The following is a 20,492-nucleotide window of genomic DNA, read 5'->3' on the forward strand; positions in this document are numbered from 1 at the left end:
TCGGCATGTCATGCGCGGTCAGCGACGGCGCGCGCCCTCCGGCATCATCGATACATCGTAGCCGAGTTCGATGCGATCGGGCATACTGCTCGTGCAGATGTTATCCCACCGCGTCGCTGCCATCACCCCTGCAGGCCGTGATCGACCGCGCATAATTGAATCCCGCCACCACGGCCCCGCCGAGCTGGGGATCGACCGGAGTATCCGCATCCATGACTGATCGCGCCGACGCCATTGCCGCCAGGATCGAGACCTTCATCCGCGCCGATGTCATCCCCTACGAGAAAGATCCACGGACAGGACCTCACGGCCCGAGCGACGAACTGGTGCAGGAGCTGCGCGACAAGGCACGCAAGGCCGGCGTTCTGACCCCGCACATTCTTGCGGATGGATCGCATCTGACGCAGCGCGAAACGGCAAAAGCCCTGATCAAGTCCGGTCTTTCGCCGCTGGGCCCGCTGGCCTGCAACACGATGGCGCCCGACGAGGGCAATATGTATCTGCTCGGCAAGGTCGGCACCGCCGAACAGAAGACGCGTTTTCTGGAACCGCTGGTGTCGGGCAAAGCACGTTCGGCATTCTTCATGACCGAGCCGGCAGACGCTGGCGGCGCAGGCTCCGATCCGTCGATGATGCAGACCACCTGCAGGCTCGATGGCAATCACTGGGTGATCAACGGGCGGAAGAAGTTCATCACCGGCGCGGAAGGCGCCAGGGTCGGCATCGTCATGGCGAAGTCCGAGGACGGCGCCTGCATGTTCCTCGTCGATCTCCCTGATCCTGCGATCCGCACCCTGCGCGTGCTGGATACGATCGACAACTCGATGCCCGGCGGCCATGCCGAGATCGAGATCGACAACCTGCGTGTCCCCGCAGACCAGATGCTGGGCGCGTCAGGCGACGGTTTCAAATACGCGCAGATCCGCCTCAGCCCGGCGCGCCTGTCGCATTGCATGCGCTGGCTGGGTCTTGCGATCCGCGCCAACGAGATCGCCACCGACTATGCCTGTCGTCGCCATGCGTTCGGAAAAGCGTTGATCGATCACGAAGGCGTCGGCTTCATGCTGGCGGAGAACCTGATCGATCTCAAACAGTCGGAACTGATGATCGACTGGTGCGCGGACGTACTCGACACCGGCTCGCTCGGCACGGCCGAAAGCTCGATGGCCAAAGTCGCCGTGTCGGAAGCGCTGATGCGGATCGCCGACCGTTGCGTGCAGGTGATGGGCGGCACCGGCGTTTCGGGTGAGACGATCGTCGAACAGGCCTTCCGCGAAATCCGCGCGTTCCGCATCTATGACGGCCCGACCGAAGTCCACAAATGGTCGCTCGCCAAGAAGATCAAGCGCGAATGGAAGGCGGAACAGCAATGACGCACACGGCGGAAGTAACCGCCCGAGATACCCGGCTCGCGTTCGCGAGAAGACCGGTATCTCGAGCGTCGACAAGGGACGTGAGGGCTGTCGCTGCTATTCGACCTTGCCCATTTCCTTGAGCACTTCATTGGCGGCCTTGAAGGCGTCGAGGCCAGCCGGGATCCCGCAATAGACGGTAGCGTGCAACAATACTTCCTTGATCTCATCCACAGTGACGCCGTTGGTGATCGCTCCGCGGGTGTGCAGCTTGATTTCGGGCGCGCGGTTCAAGGCCGTGAGCATCGCCAGGTTCAGCATGCTGCGGGTCTTGCGATCGAGGCCGGGACGATTCCAGGCATAGCCCCAGCACCATTCGGTGGTGATGTGCTGGAACGACATCATGAAGTCATTCGTCGACTGCATCGACTTGTCGACATAGGCCGCGCCGAGCACTTCGCGCCGTGCGGCAAGACCGATATCGAACATTCCACCGAGGGTGATCGTCTGATCGTAGCTCATGTTTATTCCTTCCATTTGCGATTGCCAGGGGTCGACGTCGTTCGCCCGTCTGCCTCGATCATATGCCGAGATAGGCCGCGCGAACGGCAGGATTTTCATTCAATTCTGCAGACGTGCCCTGCAGTGCGATGCGACCGCTTTCCAGCACATAGCCGCGTGTCGCGACATCGAGCGCCAGTCCGACATTCTGCTCGACCAGCAGGATCGACGTTCCACGGCTGTGGATCTTGGTGAAGGCGTCGTGCATCTCCTCGACCACCTTCGGGGCGAGACCGTGGCTCGGCTCGTCGAGCAACAGCAGTTTCGGCTTCAGCATCAAAGCGCGGCCCACCGCGACCATCTGCTGCTCGCCGCCGGACAGCGTGCCGGCCAGCTGGCTGCGACGTTCGCGCAGACGCGGAAACAACTCGAAAATGCCTTCCATGCGCGCCGGCAGGTCGTCGGCATGGCGCGCCGTGAAAGCACCGAGCAGCAGGTTTTCCTCGACCATCATGTCGGGGAACACATGGCGGCCTTCGGGAACATGCGCGATGCCAAGCGTCGGGATGTCGTGCGATGCGCGACCGGAAAGATCATTGCCGGCAAAGCGGAGGATGCCGGTGACATGCGGGACCATGCGCGAGATGGTGCGCAAGATGGTACTCTTGCCGGCGGTATTGGCGCCGATGATGCAGACGAATTCGCCTTCCTGCATCTCGAGGTCGATACCGTGCAGCACCTCGATCTCGCCGTAACCGGCATTCAGGTTTCTGATTTCGAGCAATGGCTGAGGCGCGATCATTTGTGGGCCTCCATCGACCGACCCAGATAGGCTTCCACCACGTTCGGATCGTTGGCGATCTGCTGCGGCGTTCCATCGGCCAGAAGGCGGCCGAAATTGAGGACCAGGATGCGATCGCAGATGGTCATGATCGCCCGCATGTGATGCTCGACCACCAGCAAGGTAATGCCGTCATCGCGCAATGATCTGATCAGATCCATGATCTCCTGCATTTCGACCGGGTTGAGGGCGGCCATGACCTCGTCAAGCAGCAGCACCTTCGGGCCGGTGCACAGTGCCCGCGCCAGTTCGACCCGCGCGCGTTCGGGAAATGACAGGTTGCCGGCCTGCTTGTGCGCGACGGATTTAAGCCCGACGCGGTCGAGGCAGATCAACGCCTGTGCACGTGCGGTCTCCACGTCATGGCGCAGCAGACCTGCGGTCAGCACGTTGTCGAGCACCGAACTTTCGGCAAACAGCGCCACGTTCTGGAAGGTCTTGGTCATGCCCAGTGCCGCGACCTTGTGCGGCTTCTGGCCGACCACACTGGTGCCGTCGAGCTGGATGCTGCCGCTGTCAGGGCGAATGAGTCCCACCAGCGTGCTGAAGAACGTCGTCTTGCCAGCGCCATTGGGGCCGATCAATCCGACGATCTGGCCCTTCGGAACCGAGAAGGTGACATCTGACAGGGCCTGCAGGCCGCCGAAGCGGCGCGAGATGCCACGCACATCGAGAATTGTCATGAGCGTGCTCCCGTCAGCCGCGCCTTCAGCGCGTCAAACACGGTGATGAAACCTCGGGGCCGCCACAAAATGACGGCGATCAGGATGATGCCGAAGATCAATTGCGACAGGCCGGCCGCGCCCGACGAAAACAGATCATTCATCAGCTCCTCGACCGGTACAATAAACAGCGCCCCGAGGATCGGGCCGATGGCCGTTCCCACGCCACCGAGAATTGCGATCAAGGCCACACGAATGGAGATCGAAGCGGCGTTGAACACCGTATCCGGATCGAAGAACACCGCGACCTGCGCGTAAAGCGTACCGAGCATCGCCATCAAGACGCCGGAGATCACCGCGGTCTGCAGTTTCACCTTGGTCGTATCGATACCGATCACCTCCGCGGCAGCCGGGTTCTCCTTGATGGCACGCAGCCGGTAGCCCATCGCGCCGCGACGGATGACTTCGAAAATGGCCGTGACGATGACCAGCGCCGCCAGGGCGATGTAGGCGTGCGGCAGCAGCTGCTTGAATGAATAGCCCAGGAAATTCGGCGGCACGAAGGGCACCGAGATGCCGACGGGACCGCCCGTCAGCGGCGCCCAGACATTGGCGATGACGCGCATGACTTCACCAAAGGCCAGCGTCGCCAGTGCAAAGTAATGTCCCTGCAGCCGCATGGTGGGAATCGCGATGATCAATGCGGCGACGCCGCCGAGCACACCGCCGGCGAGCATGCCAAGCCACGGGCTGATGCCGAACTTCAGCAGCAGCAGCGTGGACGTATAGGCGCCGATACCGAAGAACGCCGCATGACCGAGCGAGGTCTGGTTCGCCAGCCCGCCGATGATATTCCAGGCCTGCGCCATGGCCGCAAACAGCAGCGTGAAGGTGAGCACGCGAATCCAGTACCCGGTGGGACTGAGCAGCAGCGGCAACACACAGGCGACCGCCAGAACGGCCGCAATCGCAATCCAGCGTTTCATCGGCTAGCTCCCACCAGACCTTGCGGCCTGACCGCGAGCACGAGAATGAAGACGAGGAACAACACCAGATTCTGCAACTGGATCGGAAAGAACAGTGACGACAACGCCTGAATGACACCAACCGCAAGTCCGCCCACGACGGCGCCGGCAACGCTGCCGAGACCGCCAAGCACCACCACGGTGAACATCAACACCACATACTGACCACCGACGCCCGGGAACACAGTGACATAAGGCAGGATCACTGCACCGCCAAAGGCGGTGAGACCGACGCCCAGGGCGAACGCCATCTTGTACATCAGCGCCGTATCGATCCCCATCAACTGTGCGGCCATGGGGTTCTGCGCCGTCGCACGCATTGCCCGGCCGAACCAGCTGGTGCGCATGAACCACCACAGCGCCACGCCAGATGCCAGCGACATGCCAAAGGCGATCAGATAGGGCACGCTGATGAACAGCGAGCCAAGCGACAGCGACATGGTCTGATAGGACGTGGTGACCGACCGGAATTGCGAGCCGAACAGCAGCAGCGACCCGTTCTCCAGCACGATCAGCAGACCGACCGTCAGAAAGATCTGCGCCACCGACGGCGCCTTCAACACTCGCGCAATCAATTGCCCCTGCACCAGCCAACCGATGCCGAATGCCACCGCAAACGACAACGGCGCAGCCAGCACCGGATCAAGGCCGAGATAGGCCCATGCGAACCAGGACACGAACATGCCGATCATCAGGAATTCCGCCTGTGCGAAATTCACGATGCCCATCACGCCGTAGACCAGCGTCAGGCCGATGGAGATGACGGCGTAAACGCCGCCAACCAGCAACCCGTCGAGTATTGCTTGAAGAAATGACACAGGGATCTTTCGTTAGCTCGTCAGGATTTCCAGACCGCGGTGCCCTTGGCGACGTCCTTCGGCCAGACCGTCACGAGCTCCTTGTTACGCCACTGCACCATCACCGGAACGGACAGGACGTTGAGGCCGGTACTGTCGAATTCGACGGCGCCGCCGGTCATCGTCTTGGTCCAGCCACCGGTGAACTTGGCGCCGCGCAGCGCCATGGTGACGTCCTCGGCCTTGGCCGACTTCGCCTTCTCGATGGCCTGCACCAGTACGTCGAGCGCAACGGCGTGTTCGAGCGCCTCGTGCACCATGAAATAGCCGTAGCGCTTGCGGAAACGTTCGGTGAGATCGGGCGCGAGATCGTAATTGGCCGGCGCGATCGAAAGGACGTTCTCTGCAAACTCGCCAAGACCCTTCTCGAAATCCGGAATGACGTAACCGGCTGCGCCGCCGATCGCCGGCATGGTGATGCGCTGCTGGCGCATGGTGCGGATCAAGAGCAAGCTGTCATTGAGATAGGACACCGGGAACACGGCCTGCGCACCGGACGCGCGCAGCTTGTTGATCAGCGGCGTGGTGTCGGTGATCCCCAGCGGATAGGCGTCATCCATGGCGATCTCGATATTCGCCGCCTTGGCTGCCGCGCGAAGGCCTGCCGCCTGCGCGGTGCCATATGCCGTGTCCTCATACATGATCGCGATCTTGTCGATCTTGGTGCCGGAGGCCTGCGCAATCGCCAGCGTGTAGTCGAGCTGCGCTTTGCCGAGCGCCGACGCCTTGGCAACGATCTGGAAGATGTTCTTGAAGCCGCGGCCGGTGATCTGGTCTGCGAAGGACATGGTGAGCAGCGGAATGTCGCGGCGCTCCGTAACCTCCGAAATCGCAATGGTCAGCGACGATGCAAAGGCACCGAGAATCGCCGTGACGTCATTCTGGGTGATGAGGCGCTGCGCAACGGTGCCCGCCGTGGTCGGCGTCGACGTCGCATCGGCGACGATCAGATTGATCTTGGCGCCGCCGAGCGCCTTGATGCCGCCGGCTGCATTGATCTCGTCGGCGACCAGCTCGATGCCGTTGCGTGAATTGATACCGAACTGCGCATTGGCGCCGGACAGCGGCATGATGACGCCGATATTGACCGGCTTGGCCTGTGCGCGCGCAGGCGACAGCACCATCGGGCTCGCCAGCAGCGAAGCCGTTCCGGCCAGCAGCGAACGGCGGCTCAGGCCGCCACGATGGGAAGTTGTCTTGGACATGGGCGCTTTCTCCGGATGCAGGAACGGCCTTGGCGGCTTCGTCGCTTATTCGACACAAAACAGACGAGCGGTCAAGCTGCTTGACAGATTGTCTGATAGGCGGTCAATTGACGCATGGCCAAGATCGAATCGGACCTCAATGTCTCGCGGGAATCGACCAGCCTGCGACTGCTGGTTGAAAACAGGCTGCGCTCCGCAATCGGAAGCGGGCTGTTCAAGCCCGGCCAGCGGCTGATCGAACGTGAATTGTGCGAACAGGTCGGCGTCGGCCGCACCTCGATCCGCGAGGCGCTGCGGCAGCTCGAGGCAGAAGGGCTCGTCACCACGATCCCGCATCGCGGCCCGATCGTCAGCACCATCAGCGTCGAGGAAGCCGAGCAGCTCTATGATCTGCGCGCGCTGCTGGAAGGCTATGCCGGGCGTGAATGCGCGCGGCTGCGCGATCCCGAGATCATCGCCCGGCTACGCAAGCAGTTCGTTCAGATGGGCGCAGTTGCCGGCCAGGAAGACCGCAGCGACCTGTTGGCCGCCAAGACCGAATTCTATGCCGCGCTGCTCGAAGGATGCGGCAACACCTTCGTCGAACGTTTTCTCAAGATGCTACTGAACCGCGTCACTGTGTTGCGGATGACGTCGATGACCCAGTCCAACCGCATCGGCCGCAGTCTTGCCGAAATCGAGACCATCCTTGTCGCCATCGAGGCCGGCGACCAGGATGGCGCCGAGCAGGCTTGCGTCCAGCACATCAAGAATGCCGCCGCGATCGCGCTGGAAGCGTTGCGGCGCGATAATCCCTGAATGGCGCAGCCACCCGCTGCCCGCGAAGTATCCGGTAAGATAAGAACGTAAAGAGGAACGCCCCGTGTCGAATTCAGCCGCCATCAATCCGCCTGCCAAGATCGCCGTCATTGGTCTCGGCAATATGGGACGCCCCATGGCTGCATGCATTGCGCGCGCCGGATATCAGGTCGTCGGCTTCGATACATTCGCCGAAGCACGCGCCAAATATGCCGAAGCCGGCGGCACGTCGGCCGCGACCGTCGATGAAGCCGTCAAGGATGCAGCCGCCGTCATCACCTTGCTGCCCGATGGCAAGATCGTTCGCGCTGCCGTCGAGGGCTTCAAGGCCAAGCTCGCACCGGGCACGGTGGTGATCGACATGAGTTCGTCCGCACCGATGGGCACGCGCACGCTCGGCGAAGAACTGATCGAAGCAGGTCTCGCGTTCATCGACGCGCCGGTATCAGGCGGCGTGAAGCGCGCCATCGACGGCACGCTGGCGATCATGGCCGGCGGTGATGGCACGACCATCGATCGCGCAGATCCTGTGCTGAATGCCATGGGCAAGTCGGTGTTTCGTACCGGTCCGCTCGGCTCCGGTCACGCCGCCAAGGCGCTGAACAACTATGTCTCGGCCGCGGGCCTCGCCGCTGCCGCCGAAGCCGTTGCCATCGGCGGAAAATTCGGCATCGACCCGAACGTTCTCGTCGACGTGCTGAATGCCTCCACGGGACGCAACAACTCGACCGAGAACAAGCTCAAGCAATTCATCATTCCCGAGAAGTACACATCGGGATTTGGGCTGGCCCTGATGGCGAAAGATATCCGCACCGCTGACGAACTCGCCCACCAGATCGGCGTCAATGCGCCGCTGGCAGATGAAGTCGCCGCGCTGTGGGATGCCGCGCTGGAGAAACTCGGACCATCGGCCGACCATGTCGAGATCGGTCGCTATCTCACTGCCAAGAAGTAGGTGACACCGGGCATGAGCCTGATCGACGAGCTGCGCAATCGACTTGCGGTCGCGATTGCCGCGCCGGAGGTGCAGTCCTTTGCACGCGGACTGGATCTTGAGATCCAGTTTAGGATCGACGAGGCCATCGTCGCGATCGCTTGTCGCAGCAACCAGCCGGTTGTCAGCATACCCAGCCATGCACCGGACATCGCGCTATCCGGGCCAGCCACGGCATGGCTGAAGGTGCTGGCGCCCTGCCCGCCGCCGACCTATCATTCGTTTTCATCGATCCAGCTGCGCAACACCAGCTTCACCGTGACCGGCAATGCGCTGGTCATTGCGCAGGCCCGGGCATTTCTCGAGGCCGTGTTCGCAAATCTGACGATGCCGGCCGCGCATGCGGTCGAAGTCGATCTCACGCGCCTTGAAGGCCGCTATCACCGCGTGCACAGCGCCGGCGGGCAGATTGCCGAAATCTATTCAGAAGCCACGGGCACCGGCAGGCCGGTGCTGTGTCTGCATACGGCGGGTGCAGATACCAGACAGTTTCACGGCGTCATGTGCGATCCGGAACTTGGACGCGACTGGCGCCTGATCGGATTCGACATGCCGCATCACGGCCGCTCGATGCCTCCGATCGGTTGGGACGGCAGCATCTATCAGCTCGATCAGCCGATCTATCTGGACTGGTGCGCGAGCTTCATCGAACAGGCGATCGGCGAACCCGTTGTAGTGATGGGCTGCTCGATGGGCGCCGGCATCGCCATGGCGCTCGCCGCAGAGCGACCCGATCTCGTGAAGGCCGTGATCGCGCTCGAAGCGCCTTTGCGCCCACGCGGCCGTCGTAACGACTATCTCACGCATGCAGGCGTCAATGGCGGCTGGCATTCGGCAGCCTATGTGCGCGGATTGATGAGTCCATCCAGCCCCACTGAGGATCGTCGCCGCGCCGCATGGATCTATTCGCAGGGTGCTCCGGGCATCTATGACGGCGATCTGGCTTTCTATTCCGACGAGTTCGACGGCGAGCAGATCGCCAAGCTCATCGATGGCCACAAGATCCCCGTCCATCTCCTGATCGGTCACTACGACTTCTCCGCCACCGTGAGCGATGCCTATGCGCTCGCCGAATGGATCGAGGGCGCGGTGGTGACAGAGATGCCGGAGCTCGGGCACTTTCCGATGACGGAGAACCCGCCAAAGATGCTTGAGTATCTGCGACCTGTCTTTGCGGCACTCAGGCGCTAGGCCTTTCGAACATCCGCTTCGCACCAGAAGGCCACTTTGCCTTGACATCATTCGGCGAAGCGATCCGATCGCGGCCAGCAATCGCGCTGTGCTGCGAACTCCATCTCAAGCGACTCGAGTTCGACCTCGCCGATGGCGTACTCCCGAAGCGCCCCCTGCGTGTGTCGAACACGGCCATGAGAGATGGAACATTCTCATGGATAGACGCAGTTGATGCCGTCGGTGAAATACACCGTGCCGGATGAAGCTGGTCCTATGCTGCTGCAACGTTGGTTCGCAGGGCCGTTTAGAACGTTGCCCGTCGAACCGGACATGAAGCTGCTCCTGTCCCCGGGAAGGATCGCCGCACCACCGATCGGGCCAAAGATGTTGTCCGTTACGACGGCCGAGGCGTCCCAAAGATAGATGCCCAGCGCGTCGGTCCCCGAGGTCGTGATGTTGTTGCCACGAACATGGGCAGTACGCGAGTTCGTGATTGCGATGCCCGCACCTTGATCGCCCGACCTCGTAATCTGGTTGCCAATGACCCGGCCATTATTTGAATCGAGCAACTGCGCAGCAACACCACCCTCGCCCGACGACGCGATCCGGTTGCCCATCGCCTGGCTATTATCGGACCGCAGGAACATCACACCCACAGCAAATTCACCCGTCGTGATGCTGTTGCCAAACACAACCGCTCCGTTTGCGCCATCGCCAAAAATTCCGTGTTCATCGCCGGCCCCGGTGGAAGAGTTGGCCACGGTCAACCCGCCAACGACACTCCCCGCACCGACGCGGATGATACCCTCGCCCAGCCCCCCGGCACTTGCGTGCCCGCTGATGACACCTGCCGCACCGGGTGCGACAAAGTTCGCCGCCATCCCTGTCGTCGCGCCCTTCACGGCCAGCATGGTGCCGCCGCCAATGAGAGTCTGGTTCGCGTTGACGCTGGTGCCGGTGGTTACGCCGGTAATTGTGCCGTTAAGAATAACCACACTGCCTGCACCCTGCGCATTGAGCGCGGCTTGCAGTGCTGCCTCCGTGCTCGCGTCCACTTGCGTCGCTGTCGTGACGGCCTGGTTATTCCAGGTGTTGACAGCCGCTTCGCGCACCTCGGCGCGCAGTTGCGCGCCCCGGCCGGTGCCGCTGACGATATCGACATCGCGCACGACACGCTCGGTCATCCGCCGTTCCTGTGCCGTAAGCCGCGCCGCCGGTCGATCCACCTGCAGCGGTACGCGCAGCCGCGCGATCGCAAAGCCCTGCGTGCCGCGCACGTCATCATGTTGTACTTCCGCGCCGAAGGTGAGACGTGCGGCCGAGAATCCTGCGAGATCATCGATCGAGAACTCGATCCGGCCGCGCGGCCCGGCGATATCTTTTGTCACCCCGCCGCCACTGAAGTAGTAACCGCCCCCGTAAACTCGAACCTGCGTCAGCGCCTCGACATCGAACACCGGTGCGCGCCAGCCGATCTCGCCGTCGAATCCGGTCATGGCCCGCTCGACGATCTGACCAATCCCGGGCGTAACGACCTGGATGGTACCGTTAGCAAGTTCCGCGAACGGGGCGCCGCCGCCGGTCGTACCAATCTGCCGGCTTGTATCGCCGAACGGCGCGTAGAGATTGGCGCGGATATCGAAATCCGCCGATAGCGCCTCGACGCCCAATGTCACCTGATTGAACATATTGCCGAGCGCGGTGCGACGCGCGTCGTAATAACCGTAGGCGCCGAGATTCCAGCCGTTATTGAACATGCGGCGGATGCCGAGCCCGAAATTGCCTTCGCGGCCATCCTGGGAGTCGAACCGGCCGCGAATGTCCGTGAAGAACAACGTGTTCGGATCTTGCCACAATGGCGCAAACAATCCGGCATCACCGAGTGAGCGGGCATTGCCCCAGCGCCCCTCGAAATCGAGATGCGCGCCCCATTTCGGGGTGTCGGCGAGTAGCGGGGAAACTGACAGCGCGACCACAGCCACAACAGCAGCCAACCTGTGAGCTCCCGCCAATACGGCGGCGGCGAGCCGCCGCGCGAGGCGGCCCGCGGTCGGCAAAGCGAGCGCGGCTATGGAGAACAGCTTCGCTTGCTCCCGCACGCGAAAGGAATCTGAATTATTCATATTTCTCCGCATACATGACCCAACGACCGCGGTTCGGAAAAAGCATCTGAATGATTCTTTAATCCGACCGCCATCGTCGCAGGTGTTAGCGAGGCGTTACACGGCCGTTAATTCCACTTGCAACGCGTTGAACCCACCTAGAGTGTGCTTTCAAGGAAACGATCATCGTCAACATGTCGCCAGTGGAATGATGGACAGCACGCAACTCCCTAGATTCAGCCTGTCATTGCTCGGGCGGTTCGAACTGACGACAAAGGATGGCGTTGTCCGCCTGCCGAGCAGGAAGCTCGCGGGGCTGTTGGCCTATCTGGCTTGCAAGGCGCCGCAGCCGCGTGAAAAGCTGGCAAACCTGCTCTGGGGCTCGCATTACGAGACCCAAGCCCGGCAGAATCTGCGCCAGGCGCTTTTCCGGCTACGGCGTATTCTGGGCCAAGATGCGCTCATCAACAACGACGATGACGTCTGGCTCGCTCCCGGCCTGATCGATTGCGATGCGGTCCGTTTCGAAGCTTTGAGCGTCGAGGGAAGCTGCGCCTCGCTCGCTGCGGCCTGCGATCTTTACGCGGGGCCACTGTTAACAGATTTGAATATCACAGAAGACGCATGGTCAGATTGGCGCGGCTCTGAACGCGAGCGGTTGGAAGGCATCGCGCTTGACGCCATGGTCGGCCACAGTCGACAGGCGATGCGTGTGGGGAATGCGGAGATCGCGTTCAAAGTCGCCAACCGGGCGATCGCAGTGAATGCCCTGCGTGAGGATGCTCATCGCTTGATTGTACAGGCGCTGGTCGCCACGGGACGCAAGGCCGAGGCACTCAGGCACTACCAGGATCTCGCCACACTTCTCAAACAAGAGCTGAACACAGAACCGGATGCAATAACGCAGTCTTTGGTCGCCGAGCTTCGTAGCGCCAGGCCGCCTGGCGCGTCGCCGACTGTCAATGATTTCCTTTCCTCCATGCACGGGGCATCCGGGCAGGACATCCAAGCCAGGACCACCGCCGCACCGACCGATGATGCTTCGACCAGAGCTGCTGTTCGCCCAGACCCACTTGAGCAACGCCAGCTGACATTCATGGTTTGCAGTTTGATCGGCTCCATGCCGCCGTCGGCAGGCCTTGATCCCGAAGACGTCCATGATCTGATCACTGCCTTCCACAAGATGATAGCCGATATAGCCACGCGACATGACGGGTTCGTCGCCCAGTATCAGGGCTATGGCGCGCTGGTCTATTTCGGCTATCCGGCCGCTCATGAACATGATGCGGAGCAATCGGTGCGCGCGGGTCTTTCAATCCTCGACGCGGTCGGCAAGCTGACGACGTCTTCCGGCGAAAAAATTCAGGCGAGCGTCGGCATCGCCACCGGGCCGGTTGTTATTGACGAAAGGTCTGCAGCAGACGATCGCCGGCGCCATGTCGCAATCGGCGAAGCACCCAGCCTGGCAACACGGCTGCAGACTACGGCGGCAGCGGGCGAAATCACTATCGCGGCCAGCACGCGACGCCTCGTCGGGCGAATGTTCGAATGCCGCCAACTGCATCACATTGATGTGGAAGCCTGGCAGGTGCATGGTGAAATGGTTGGGGTGAGCCGTTTCGATGCACGGCGTGGCGATGTTGCATACCCTTTCATCGGCAGACAGGAAGAACTCGCGCTGCTGCTGCGCCGTTGGGATCAAGCCAAATCCGATGCGGGTCATGTCGTGCTGATCTCCGGCGAGTCGGGCATCGGCAAGTCGCGCGTCGCGGAGAGCCTGCTGGCCAGGCTGGACGACGAACCTCATACGCGCCTTCGCTATTTCTGCTCTCCGCATCACACACACAGTGCGCTTCACCCCTTCATTGCCCAGGTCAAGCAGGATGCCGGCTTCGAGCCCGACGACAGCGATAATACAAGGCTTGACCGGCTGGAGGCGCTGCTCAAACCGACCGCGACAAATTTGCCACGCGATGTGGCGCTTGTCGCCGAACTGGTCGGAGTGCCGATAGACGGGCGCTATCCCACATTGACGGCCAGCCCGCAACAGAAACGGGAGATGACTCTCGATGCGCTGCTCAGCCGGCTCAACGACGCCGCGTCACGAGCCCCAATCCTGATCGTGTTTGAGGACGCCCACTGGATCGATCCGACATCGCTGGACTTGCTCGAACGAATGGCGACCCGTGCAGCTAGCCTGCCGATACTGTTGATCGTTACGCTCCGGCCAGAGTTCCAGCCAGGCTGGGTCGGCCAACCGCATGTGACGGCGTTGTCCTTGAGCCGCCTTGGTCCGAAGGACAGCGCTGGCATCATACACGGCATCGCTTTGGACAAGGCACTCCCCGACATCATCGTCGAGCAGATCCTGTCGCGTGCCGATGGCGTGCCGCTGTTCATCGAGGAGCTGACGCGGACTCTGCTCGAGAGCGGGCTGTTGCACGAGACCACCGACGGCTACGTCCTCAATGCACCACTACCACCGCTCGCTATCCCGACGACGCTGCAGGCTTCACTGGTCGCTCGCCTTGATCTGCTTGGTTCGGCCAGAGATGTGGCCATGATCGGCGCTGCGATCGGGCGGGAATTCTCCCACGAACTGGTCGCCGAAGTGTCAAGTTTGACTCCCATGGACCTCGATGCAGCGCTCGCGCGATTGATGGCTTCCGGTCTTATCTCGCGCCGCGGGACACGACCGGAAGCGAGCTACTTGTTCAAACATGCGCTCGTGCAGGACGCCGCCTATGTCACGATGCTCAAGAGTCGGCAGCGCCAGTTGCATGCAAGCATCGCCAGAACACTGGTCGAACGCTTCCCGACACTGATCGAAAGCCAACCCGAAATCGTGGCCCGCCATTTCATGGAAGCCGGACTCGCCAGCGACGCGATCGGCTATTGGGTCAAAGCGGGGCGGCTTGCGCATGCGCGCTGGGCCAACCGCGAAGCAGCCGGATTTTTCGAGCAGGCACTCCACGCTCTCGGGACTCTGCCCGAAACCCGAGAGACGCTGCAACAGGCCATCGATCTTCGCTTCGATCTGAAGACCTCGCTTACTCCGCTTGGACAGTTCGAACGCATCGTCAGCTATCTTCGTGAAACCGAAGGCCTGGCCAAACGTCTCGACGATCCGTGGAGGCTCTGCCAGTTTTCGGTGCATATGTGTCAAACCCTCGGCCTGAGCGGACATGCGAAGGACGCGGTTGCATTCGGCCAGGATGCCCAGATTCTTGCGGAGTCCCTCGAGGATGTTCCGCTGCAGGCGGCCGCTGCTGTCTTTCTTGGAACCGCCTGCTTCTCGCTGCTGAATCATCGGGACGCCGAGGATTGCTTTCTGAAAGTCTTGCAGCTGCTTGACGGTGACCTGAGCCTTGAACAATTCTCTCTGGCCGGATTTCCAGCAGTAACCGCCCACGGCTTTCTGACTCGCATCTACGCCGACCGGGGCACGTTCACGCGCGGCATTGGTCATGGCGAGGAAGGCGTCCGGCTCGCTGAGGCGGTCAACCATCCCTACAGTCTGGCCATCGCCTGTTGGTGCCTCGCCGATCTTCTCACCGCCAAGGGAGAGTTGGGCCGCGCGATCGACCTGCTGGAGCGTGGGCTGACAGTCGCGCGCGAATGGAGCCTGCCGTTCCTTGTCGCGGGCAACTCGGGAAGTCTGGGCTACGCCTACGCGCTGCTGGGGCGAACCGCCGAAGGCCTTCCGTTCCTGGAGCAGGCGCTCAGCGTCTTCGAAAAGATGGGGCATCGACTTGCCCAGGCGCTTTTCCTCGTCCCTCTGGGCGAAGCCTATATGCTCGCTGACCGGCCGGCAGATGCTCTTGAGTTTGCCGGGCGAGCACTGACCCTGGCTCGCGAGAGCGGTCAGCGCAGTGGCGAGGCGGGTGCCCTCCACCTTCTTGGCGAAGCCTCCGTCTGCGCCGACTCCCCGGAGCATGCTGAAGGCCACTATCGGGAAGCGCTGGCACTCGCAGCCGAGCTCGACATGCGCCCGCTTGTTGCGCGTTGCCATCATGGCCTCGGAAAGCTGTATCTGCACTCAAACCAGCCGGATCAGGCCCGCGACCAACTCGTCACCGCGACCACGATGTATCGCGAGATGGATATGCGATTCTGGCTGGAGAAGACCGATGCGGAGATGCGTCAGCTGCAGTAATCACTGCAGCTTTTGGGCCTGTGCACGGCAATGACGAAGTAGGCCGCGGTACCCTGGCATCGTGGCGACGCGGACGACGAAAACACCGTCGAGACGACCTAGAACCGCCAGGTGAAATTCCCCTTGAACGTGTTGCTCTGGCTTTGGTCGGCATATTGCCCGGTCCAGGACACGCCGAGCGAGGCGTTCGCGGCGACGGCGACGTCGAAGCCGGCCTCAGCAACCAGCGCTTCACGGGCGATCGGCGAGCCAGCCAAAGCGAATGCCGCACCACCGGACTGGAACGCCAGCGCTGCCACCGGCGTGATGTCGCCGAACGCATGTCGCCAGCCGAGCGTGCCGCGCGCTGTCAGCGTGCTCGTCAGTGCCGTCGCGGCGCGCAGCCCCAGCGTTGTGTAGGTGGTGTCAAGCTTTGATGAGCCGGTCACCGCCGCCACACCGGTTTCGTTCACCCCGCCGTCCACCAGCACGTAGGCGATGTTGGCGAACGGCTCCAGCGCGACCGCGCCATAGTTCCCATTATAGCCAATCTCGCCGAACACCTGAGTCGTCGTTGCCGCGTACTCACCGTTCTGCGGGCCGCGCAGCTGGACCGCGCCAGCCTGCCGCGACGTCGTGATATCGCTCGACGAGAAGCTGGTGCCGCCGCGCAAGCCCCAGGCGCCCAGCTGCCCACCACCGTAAAGCGCGATGTGATAGTTGTTGCTCGACCCGGACGCCGCAATGTCCGGCGACCTGAAGATCGACTGGCTGTAGCCGCCGGCCAGGCCAACGCGCCACTGGCCGTTGAAGGTGACGTCGAGACCGGAGAGTATGCCACCAAGCGAGTGATCCGTCTTCGCCGCGTTGCCATCCCCCTTGAGCGAGCCCCAGCTGCCGAGCGCCTGAGCCCAGACGGCATAGACCTGCATAGGCGTTGACGCGGCGGCCGGCGGCACCTTGTAAAACGGCGTGCTGCGATCAGCGGCAGTGGCGTTGCGGGCGTCCGACGCTTCCGGCGCATAGGCCAGCGCGTTGCTCGCCGACGCCAGCGACGTGCCATAGGCAAAGTCCTGCCGCAGGCGATCGGTTACAGCGTCGCGCAAATGCTGCGACTGCGCCGACAGCACGCCGGCGGCATTGGCATGGATGGCGGCACTGCCGAGACTGGTGAATGCGGCGCGCGCCTGCGCTTCGCTGGCGCCGACCACCTGCTGCCACAGCGGACTGCCGGGCCCCGCGGAATCCAGTGCATTGGCCACCGCCTTTTCGTTGCGGGTGGTCGCCAGTTCGGCGAACGCGCCTGCCCCGCGCGACGTCGTCAGATAGGCGTTGAAACCGTCACTGCCGAGCAGGAAGTTGAGGAACGGGAAGTCGGCGACCGCCACAGCCGGTGTCGAACCCGTCAACCCGCCGCCGGTCGTGAGGATCGTATAGGTCTTGCCCGGCAGTACCGGCGCAGAGGTCGTATCGGTGTCGTGGCCGATGCTGAAGGTCGAACTCAGGATGTTCGCAGTGCCAGCGACCTGAATGAGGTCGCTCTTCGTGCCATTGATCTCGACATGGTATTCCGAGCCGGCACCCATGTTGAGGTTGCCGTTGATGATGATGGTACCGATCGAGTTGCCCGGCGATACCTTGCCGCCATTGATATTGACATTGCCGAACTTTCCGTTGCCCGATAGCGTGCCACCCTTGTTGACATTGACCACCGACGAGCTTTCGAGCGAGCCGTTGACGTTGAGATTTCCGGCATTGATGTTCGTCTCGCCGGTATAGGTTTGGATGCCGGACAGCGACAGCTTGCCGGCACCAATCTTGGTCACGCTGCCAATACCAGAGATCACCCTGTCATAGGCAGCATCGAATCCCTGGTCGAAGGTCACCGATCTCGGGATCGGATTGGCGTTATTGCTGTCGAAGATGATATAGCCGCGAATGCTATTGGTGTTGCCCTGCAGTGTTCCACCGTTCACGTAGGTGCTGCCCTGATACGTATTGGTGCCTGTGAGTATGAGCGTGCCCCGATCGACCTTCGTGAGGCTGCTCCCGCTCACGACGCCGGTCAGCGACAAGGTCATGCCGTCGTCGACCTGAAATACGCCGCCTGCGCCCGTCAGCGCCAAATTGCGTGCGCTGGTGAAACTCGCCGCCGCACGCAGGGTCGCGTTGTTATTTATCGTGATGCCGGTGCCGGCCGTGCCGAGAACAGCGTCGGAAGCGACCCGCAACCCGCCCTTCGAGATCAGCGTGCCACCGCTGTAGGTATTGGTGCCCGTGAGCTCCAGCTCGCCATCGCCGCTTTTGACGAACTTGCCGGTGCCGCTGATGTTGCCCGCCCATATGAGCGGATGCAGTGCGACATCGATCCCGCCGCCAGCGCCCTCCACGGTGATATTCCGATTGATCGAAGTTGCCGCAGGGGTGCTCGTGGTATTTCCGATCGAACCACCGTTCAACGTGATCGCGGTGTTGGTCCCCCATTTATCCATGTCGGCGGCAGTGTCGAATCGCAACACACCGCCAGCAATCAGCGTGCCCCCGGAATAGGTGTTGTTGCCGGTCAGAAACAGCTCACCTGCGCCTGACTTGATGAGCTGGCCGCTGCCGCTGATGACTCCAGCCCAGGTGATCTGGTTCAGCGCAACGTCGATACCTCCATTTTCGTCCAGAATCAGGCTGCGGTTGAGCACCGTTCCCGCGAGGGTCGCGTTGGTGCTGCCGACAGAGCCGCCGCGCAAACTGATCGATTCGCCAGCCGCGCCGAAATTGTTATCCCCGCTTGTGAAGCGCAACACGCCGCCCGCGATAAAGGTTGGACCAATATATGTATTGGCGCCGGAAAGAATCACGTCGCCACTGCCTGACTTGATGAGCTGGCTCGTGCCGCTGATCACGCCACTCAACGTCAGTGCATTGGTTGAACCTATGAAGCCGCCGACGCCATTGAGCGTGATCGGGCGATCGATCGTCTGGGCCGAACTCCCCTGAGCGAGCCCGAACTCGGCACCAGCCAGGATGATGCCGGTGCCAGCCGCGCCGAGATTGCCGTTGTTCTGGACCAGCAGGACACCATCCGTAACGGAGACGCCGCCGCCAAATGTGTTGGCTCCGGTCAGGGTCAGTGTGCCAGGTCCGGTCTGCTGCAACTGGCCGGCGCCGCTGATCACGCCGCTCCAGGTGAGAGGATTCTTGGCGACGTCGATACCGCCATTGCCCGCGAGATTAAGCGAGCGACCGATCGACACGTCGGCAGTGTCATTGGTGGTTCCGATCGAGCCACCGTTCAGCGTAATCGTCGTTGCGGCCGTCCCCAGACTTGCGTCGCTCTTGAAACGCAGCATACCGCCATTGACCGTCGTGCCCCCGGAATAGGCGTTGGCTCCGTTCAGGATGGTCTCGTTCGCACCGTTTTTGACCAGGGCCCAACTGCCACCGCTGCCTGCAACCCCCGTCCGATCGGCGATGGTGTCGTTGATGGTCTGGGTTCCCGCGCTGCCGCCCAGAGCCAGCGATCCGTTGCCCATGAGGAACAGACCCGATCCCCAGGCTTGCCCGGCGCCACCATTGTCTCCTCGGGGGCTCACGCCACCCTTGCCACCCGAGACAGTGTTGCCGGACACGTCGAGGGAGCCGGCGAGGGTCAGCTGCCCGCCCTCTTGAACAAAGATCGCGCCGCCCAGGCCGGCGCCGCCGCCGCCGCCGCCGCCGGGAAAATTAGTCGTCTCGAAGCCAATTGTACGCCAACCGCCTTGGCCGCCGCTACCACCGCCAAACGCTGAGCCACCAACGTCGTAGTTTCTGGATCCGCCGCCGCCGCCGCCGACGCCACCCGACCCACCGCTGTTAACACCTCCGCCGCCGCCTCCGCCGAGGCCTCCCGACGAACCTCCAGCGCCGCCGCCGCCCGCGCCCCCAGTTCCATCGACTGTGGAAGCATCCCCGCCATTGCCGTACATGCCGCCGCCGCCGCCACTGGTGGTGCGATAATCACCAATGTACCGCACATCGCCACCATTGCCGCCGCGTGCCCTGCCGTTGAGCAGGGTTACGTTGCTGGTGGTCACATTCGCGGCGCTCCCGACAAACAGAGCCGCGCCCAATCCGCCGCCGCCACCACCGCCACTACCGCTGCCGCTGCCGCTCTCGATGCGGTTGCCGTAGAGGCGAATGTCGGTGAGCCCTGCTCCGCCGTTGCCGCCCTGGGCGACGGTGTTGACGATCTGCAGATTGTTGATCGCAACGATGCCTGACTCAACGTAGAGCCCGCGATGCGCATTGCCGCCGGAGAGAGTGAAATTGCCGCCATCGAACGTGACGTTGCGCTGTACCGATGGCAGGGTTCTATCGAGCGTAATATTCCCTGTAAGCTTGATGACATCGCCGTTCTGGGCGCTGTTAATGGCGTCAGCGAGTTGCTGTGCACTCCCGACATCGAACGTTGCGGCCTGAACCGGCGGAGCAAAGAACAATGACCCCGCAGTCATCAGCGCGACCAGCGCCAGACGCGCGCCCGATCCCGACAAACACGTTGTCCCGAGTAGGGCAGTCGCGCCGCGAGTCCGCCTTGTGTCGATCCGCAAGGCCGGTTTCTGCTGGGCCAACGGATACACGGCAGATGAATTCAGCTTCTCTGTCATAACGCACACCTGCTCTGGAACAGAATTGTCGCATCGATAGAGCTGTCCCGGCGCTAGCGAGTGATGCGCCGAAGCTCCATGAGCGCCACATCCGACCCGATTGCCGTCGTCGTGAGCGTTAGTGAGGCGTGACACAGCCGTTACATTTGCTTCGGGCGTGTTGAAACAAGGTACGGTGTGCTTTTAAGGAGACGCGTTAGTCGTCCA

At 62.2% G+C, this 20,492-nt stretch carries 13 protein-coding genes; 5 read left to right on the top strand and 8 right to left on the bottom strand.

Annotation, left to right across the window (positions count from 1 at the left end; genetic code table 11):
• Positions 1-212: 212 nt before the first annotated feature.
• Positions 213-1,373 carry an acyl-CoA dehydrogenase family protein gene (locus ACEK02_RS28210; protein ID WP_371424774.1) on the top strand — a complete coding sequence of 387 codons (1,161 nt, stop codon included), beginning with the start codon at positions 213-215 and terminating at the stop codon, positions 1,371-1,373.
• Between the two features lie 96 nt (positions 1,374-1,469).
• Here ACEK02_RS28210 and ACEK02_RS28215 read toward each other — a convergent pair whose 3' ends face one another.
• Genes ACEK02_RS28215 through ACEK02_RS28240 form a run of 6 tightly spaced genes read right to left on the bottom strand, consistent with a single transcriptional unit; the run spans position 1,470 to position 6,443 of the window.
• Complete coding sequence (locus tag ACEK02_RS28215) at positions 1,470-1,874, bottom strand: carboxymuconolactone decarboxylase family protein (protein ID WP_068729678.1); 405 nt, start codon at positions 1,872-1,874, stop codon at positions 1,470-1,472.
• 58 nt (positions 1,875-1,932) lie between these two features.
• Positions 1,933-2,655 carry an ABC transporter ATP-binding protein gene (locus tag ACEK02_RS28220; RefSeq protein ID WP_371424775.1) on the bottom strand — a complete coding sequence of 241 codons (723 nt, stop codon included), beginning with the start codon at positions 2,653-2,655 and terminating at the stop codon, positions 1,933-1,935.
• Entirely contained in the window at positions 2,652-3,377 is a 726-nt protein-coding gene (locus ACEK02_RS28225) for an ABC transporter ATP-binding protein (RefSeq protein WP_371424776.1), read from the bottom strand. The genes ACEK02_RS28220 and ACEK02_RS28225 overlap by 4 nt, the downstream gene beginning before the upstream one ends.
• Entirely contained in the window at positions 3,374-4,342 is a 969-nt protein-coding gene (locus ACEK02_RS28230; RefSeq protein ID WP_371424777.1) for a branched-chain amino acid ABC transporter permease, read from the bottom strand. Before ACEK02_RS28230 ends, ACEK02_RS28225 begins: the two co-directional genes overlap by 4 nt.
• Positions 4,339-5,199, bottom strand: coding sequence for a branched-chain amino acid ABC transporter permease (locus ACEK02_RS28235; RefSeq protein ID WP_371424778.1), 861 nt, complete (start codon positions 5,197-5,199; stop codon positions 4,339-4,341). The genes ACEK02_RS28230 and ACEK02_RS28235 overlap by 4 nt, the downstream gene beginning before the upstream one ends.
• 20 nt (positions 5,200-5,219) lie before the next feature.
• Positions 5,220-6,443: an ABC transporter substrate-binding protein gene (locus ACEK02_RS28240; protein ID WP_371424779.1), complete on the bottom strand. Its 1,224-nt coding sequence runs from the start codon at positions 6,441-6,443 to the stop codon at positions 5,220-5,222.
• 114 nt (positions 6,444-6,557) lie between these two features.
• On the opposite strand from ACEK02_RS28240, the gene ACEK02_RS28245 reads away from it, so the two are divergent.
• The 3 genes from ACEK02_RS28245 to ACEK02_RS28255 all read left to right on the top strand — a co-directional run bounded on the left by ACEK02_RS28245 (position 6,558) and on the right by ACEK02_RS28255 (position 9,426).
• Positions 6,558-7,241 (top strand): GntR family transcriptional regulator, encoded by a 684-nt coding sequence (locus tag ACEK02_RS28245; protein WP_371424780.1) that lies wholly within the window; start codon positions 6,558-6,560, stop codon positions 7,239-7,241.
• 64 nt (positions 7,242-7,305) lie between these two features.
• Positions 7,306-8,196, top strand: a complete 891-nt coding sequence (locus ACEK02_RS28250; RefSeq protein ID WP_371424781.1) for an NAD(P)-dependent oxidoreductase — start codon at positions 7,306-7,308, stop codon at positions 8,194-8,196.
• A 12-nt stretch (positions 8,197-8,208) separates the two neighbouring features.
• Positions 8,209-9,426, top strand: coding sequence for an alpha/beta fold hydrolase (locus ACEK02_RS28255; RefSeq protein ID WP_371424782.1), 1,218 nt, complete (start codon positions 8,209-8,211; stop codon positions 9,424-9,426).
• A gap of 194 nt (positions 9,427-9,620) precedes the next feature.
• On the opposite strand, the gene ACEK02_RS28260 is transcribed toward ACEK02_RS28255, so the two are convergent.
• Positions 9,621-11,507, bottom strand: coding sequence for an inverse autotransporter beta domain-containing protein (locus tag ACEK02_RS28260; RefSeq protein WP_371424783.1), 1,887 nt, complete (start codon positions 11,505-11,507; stop codon positions 9,621-9,623).
• A 211-nt stretch (positions 11,508-11,718) separates the two neighbouring features.
• On the opposite strand from ACEK02_RS28260, the gene ACEK02_RS28265 reads away from it, so the two are divergent.
• Complete coding sequence (locus ACEK02_RS28265; RefSeq protein ID WP_371424784.1) at positions 11,719-15,666, top strand: AAA family ATPase; 3,948 nt, start codon at positions 11,719-11,721, stop codon at positions 15,664-15,666.
• Between the two features lie 98 nt (positions 15,667-15,764).
• On the opposite strand, the gene ACEK02_RS28270 is transcribed toward ACEK02_RS28265, so the two are convergent.
• Positions 15,765-20,171, bottom strand: a complete 4,407-nt coding sequence (locus ACEK02_RS28270) for an autotransporter-associated beta strand repeat-containing protein (protein ID WP_371424785.1) — start codon at positions 20,169-20,171, stop codon at positions 15,765-15,767.
• Positions 20,172-20,492 lie beyond the last annotated feature (321 nt).

This window comes from Tardiphaga sp. (assembly GCF_041424195.1).
In the GTDB taxonomy this organism is placed as follows: Bacteria; Pseudomonadota; Alphaproteobacteria; order Rhizobiales; family Xanthobacteraceae; genus Tardiphaga.

Coding starts and splice junctions, on each gene's coding strand:
- ACEK02_RS28210 (WP_371424774.1), top strand. CDS start 213: ATGACTGATCGCGCCGACGCCATTGCCGCCAGGATCGAGACCTTCATC.
- ACEK02_RS28215 (WP_068729678.1), bottom strand. CDS start 1,874: ATGAGCTACGATCAGACGATCACCCTCGGTGGAATGTTCGATATCGGT.
- ACEK02_RS28220 (WP_371424775.1), bottom strand. CDS start 2,655: ATGATCGCGCCTCAGCCATTGCTCGAAATCAGAAACCTGAATGCCGGT.
- ACEK02_RS28225 (WP_371424776.1), bottom strand. CDS start 3,377: ATGACAATTCTCGATGTGCGTGGCATCTCGCGCCGCTTCGGCGGCCTG.
- ACEK02_RS28230 (WP_371424777.1), bottom strand. CDS start 4,342: ATGAAACGCTGGATTGCGATTGCGGCCGTTCTGGCGGTCGCCTGTGTG.
- ACEK02_RS28240 (WP_371424779.1), bottom strand. CDS start 6,443: ATGTCCAAGACAACTTCCCATCGTGGCGGCCTGAGCCGCCGTTCGCTG.
- ACEK02_RS28245 (WP_371424780.1), top strand. CDS start 6,558: ATGGCCAAGATCGAATCGGACCTCAATGTCTCGCGGGAATCGACCAGC.
- ACEK02_RS28255 (WP_371424782.1), top strand. CDS start 8,209: ATGAGCCTGATCGACGAGCTGCGCAATCGACTTGCGGTCGCGATTGCC.
- ACEK02_RS28265 (WP_371424784.1), top strand. CDS start 11,719: ATGATGGACAGCACGCAACTCCCTAGATTCAGCCTGTCATTGCTCGGG.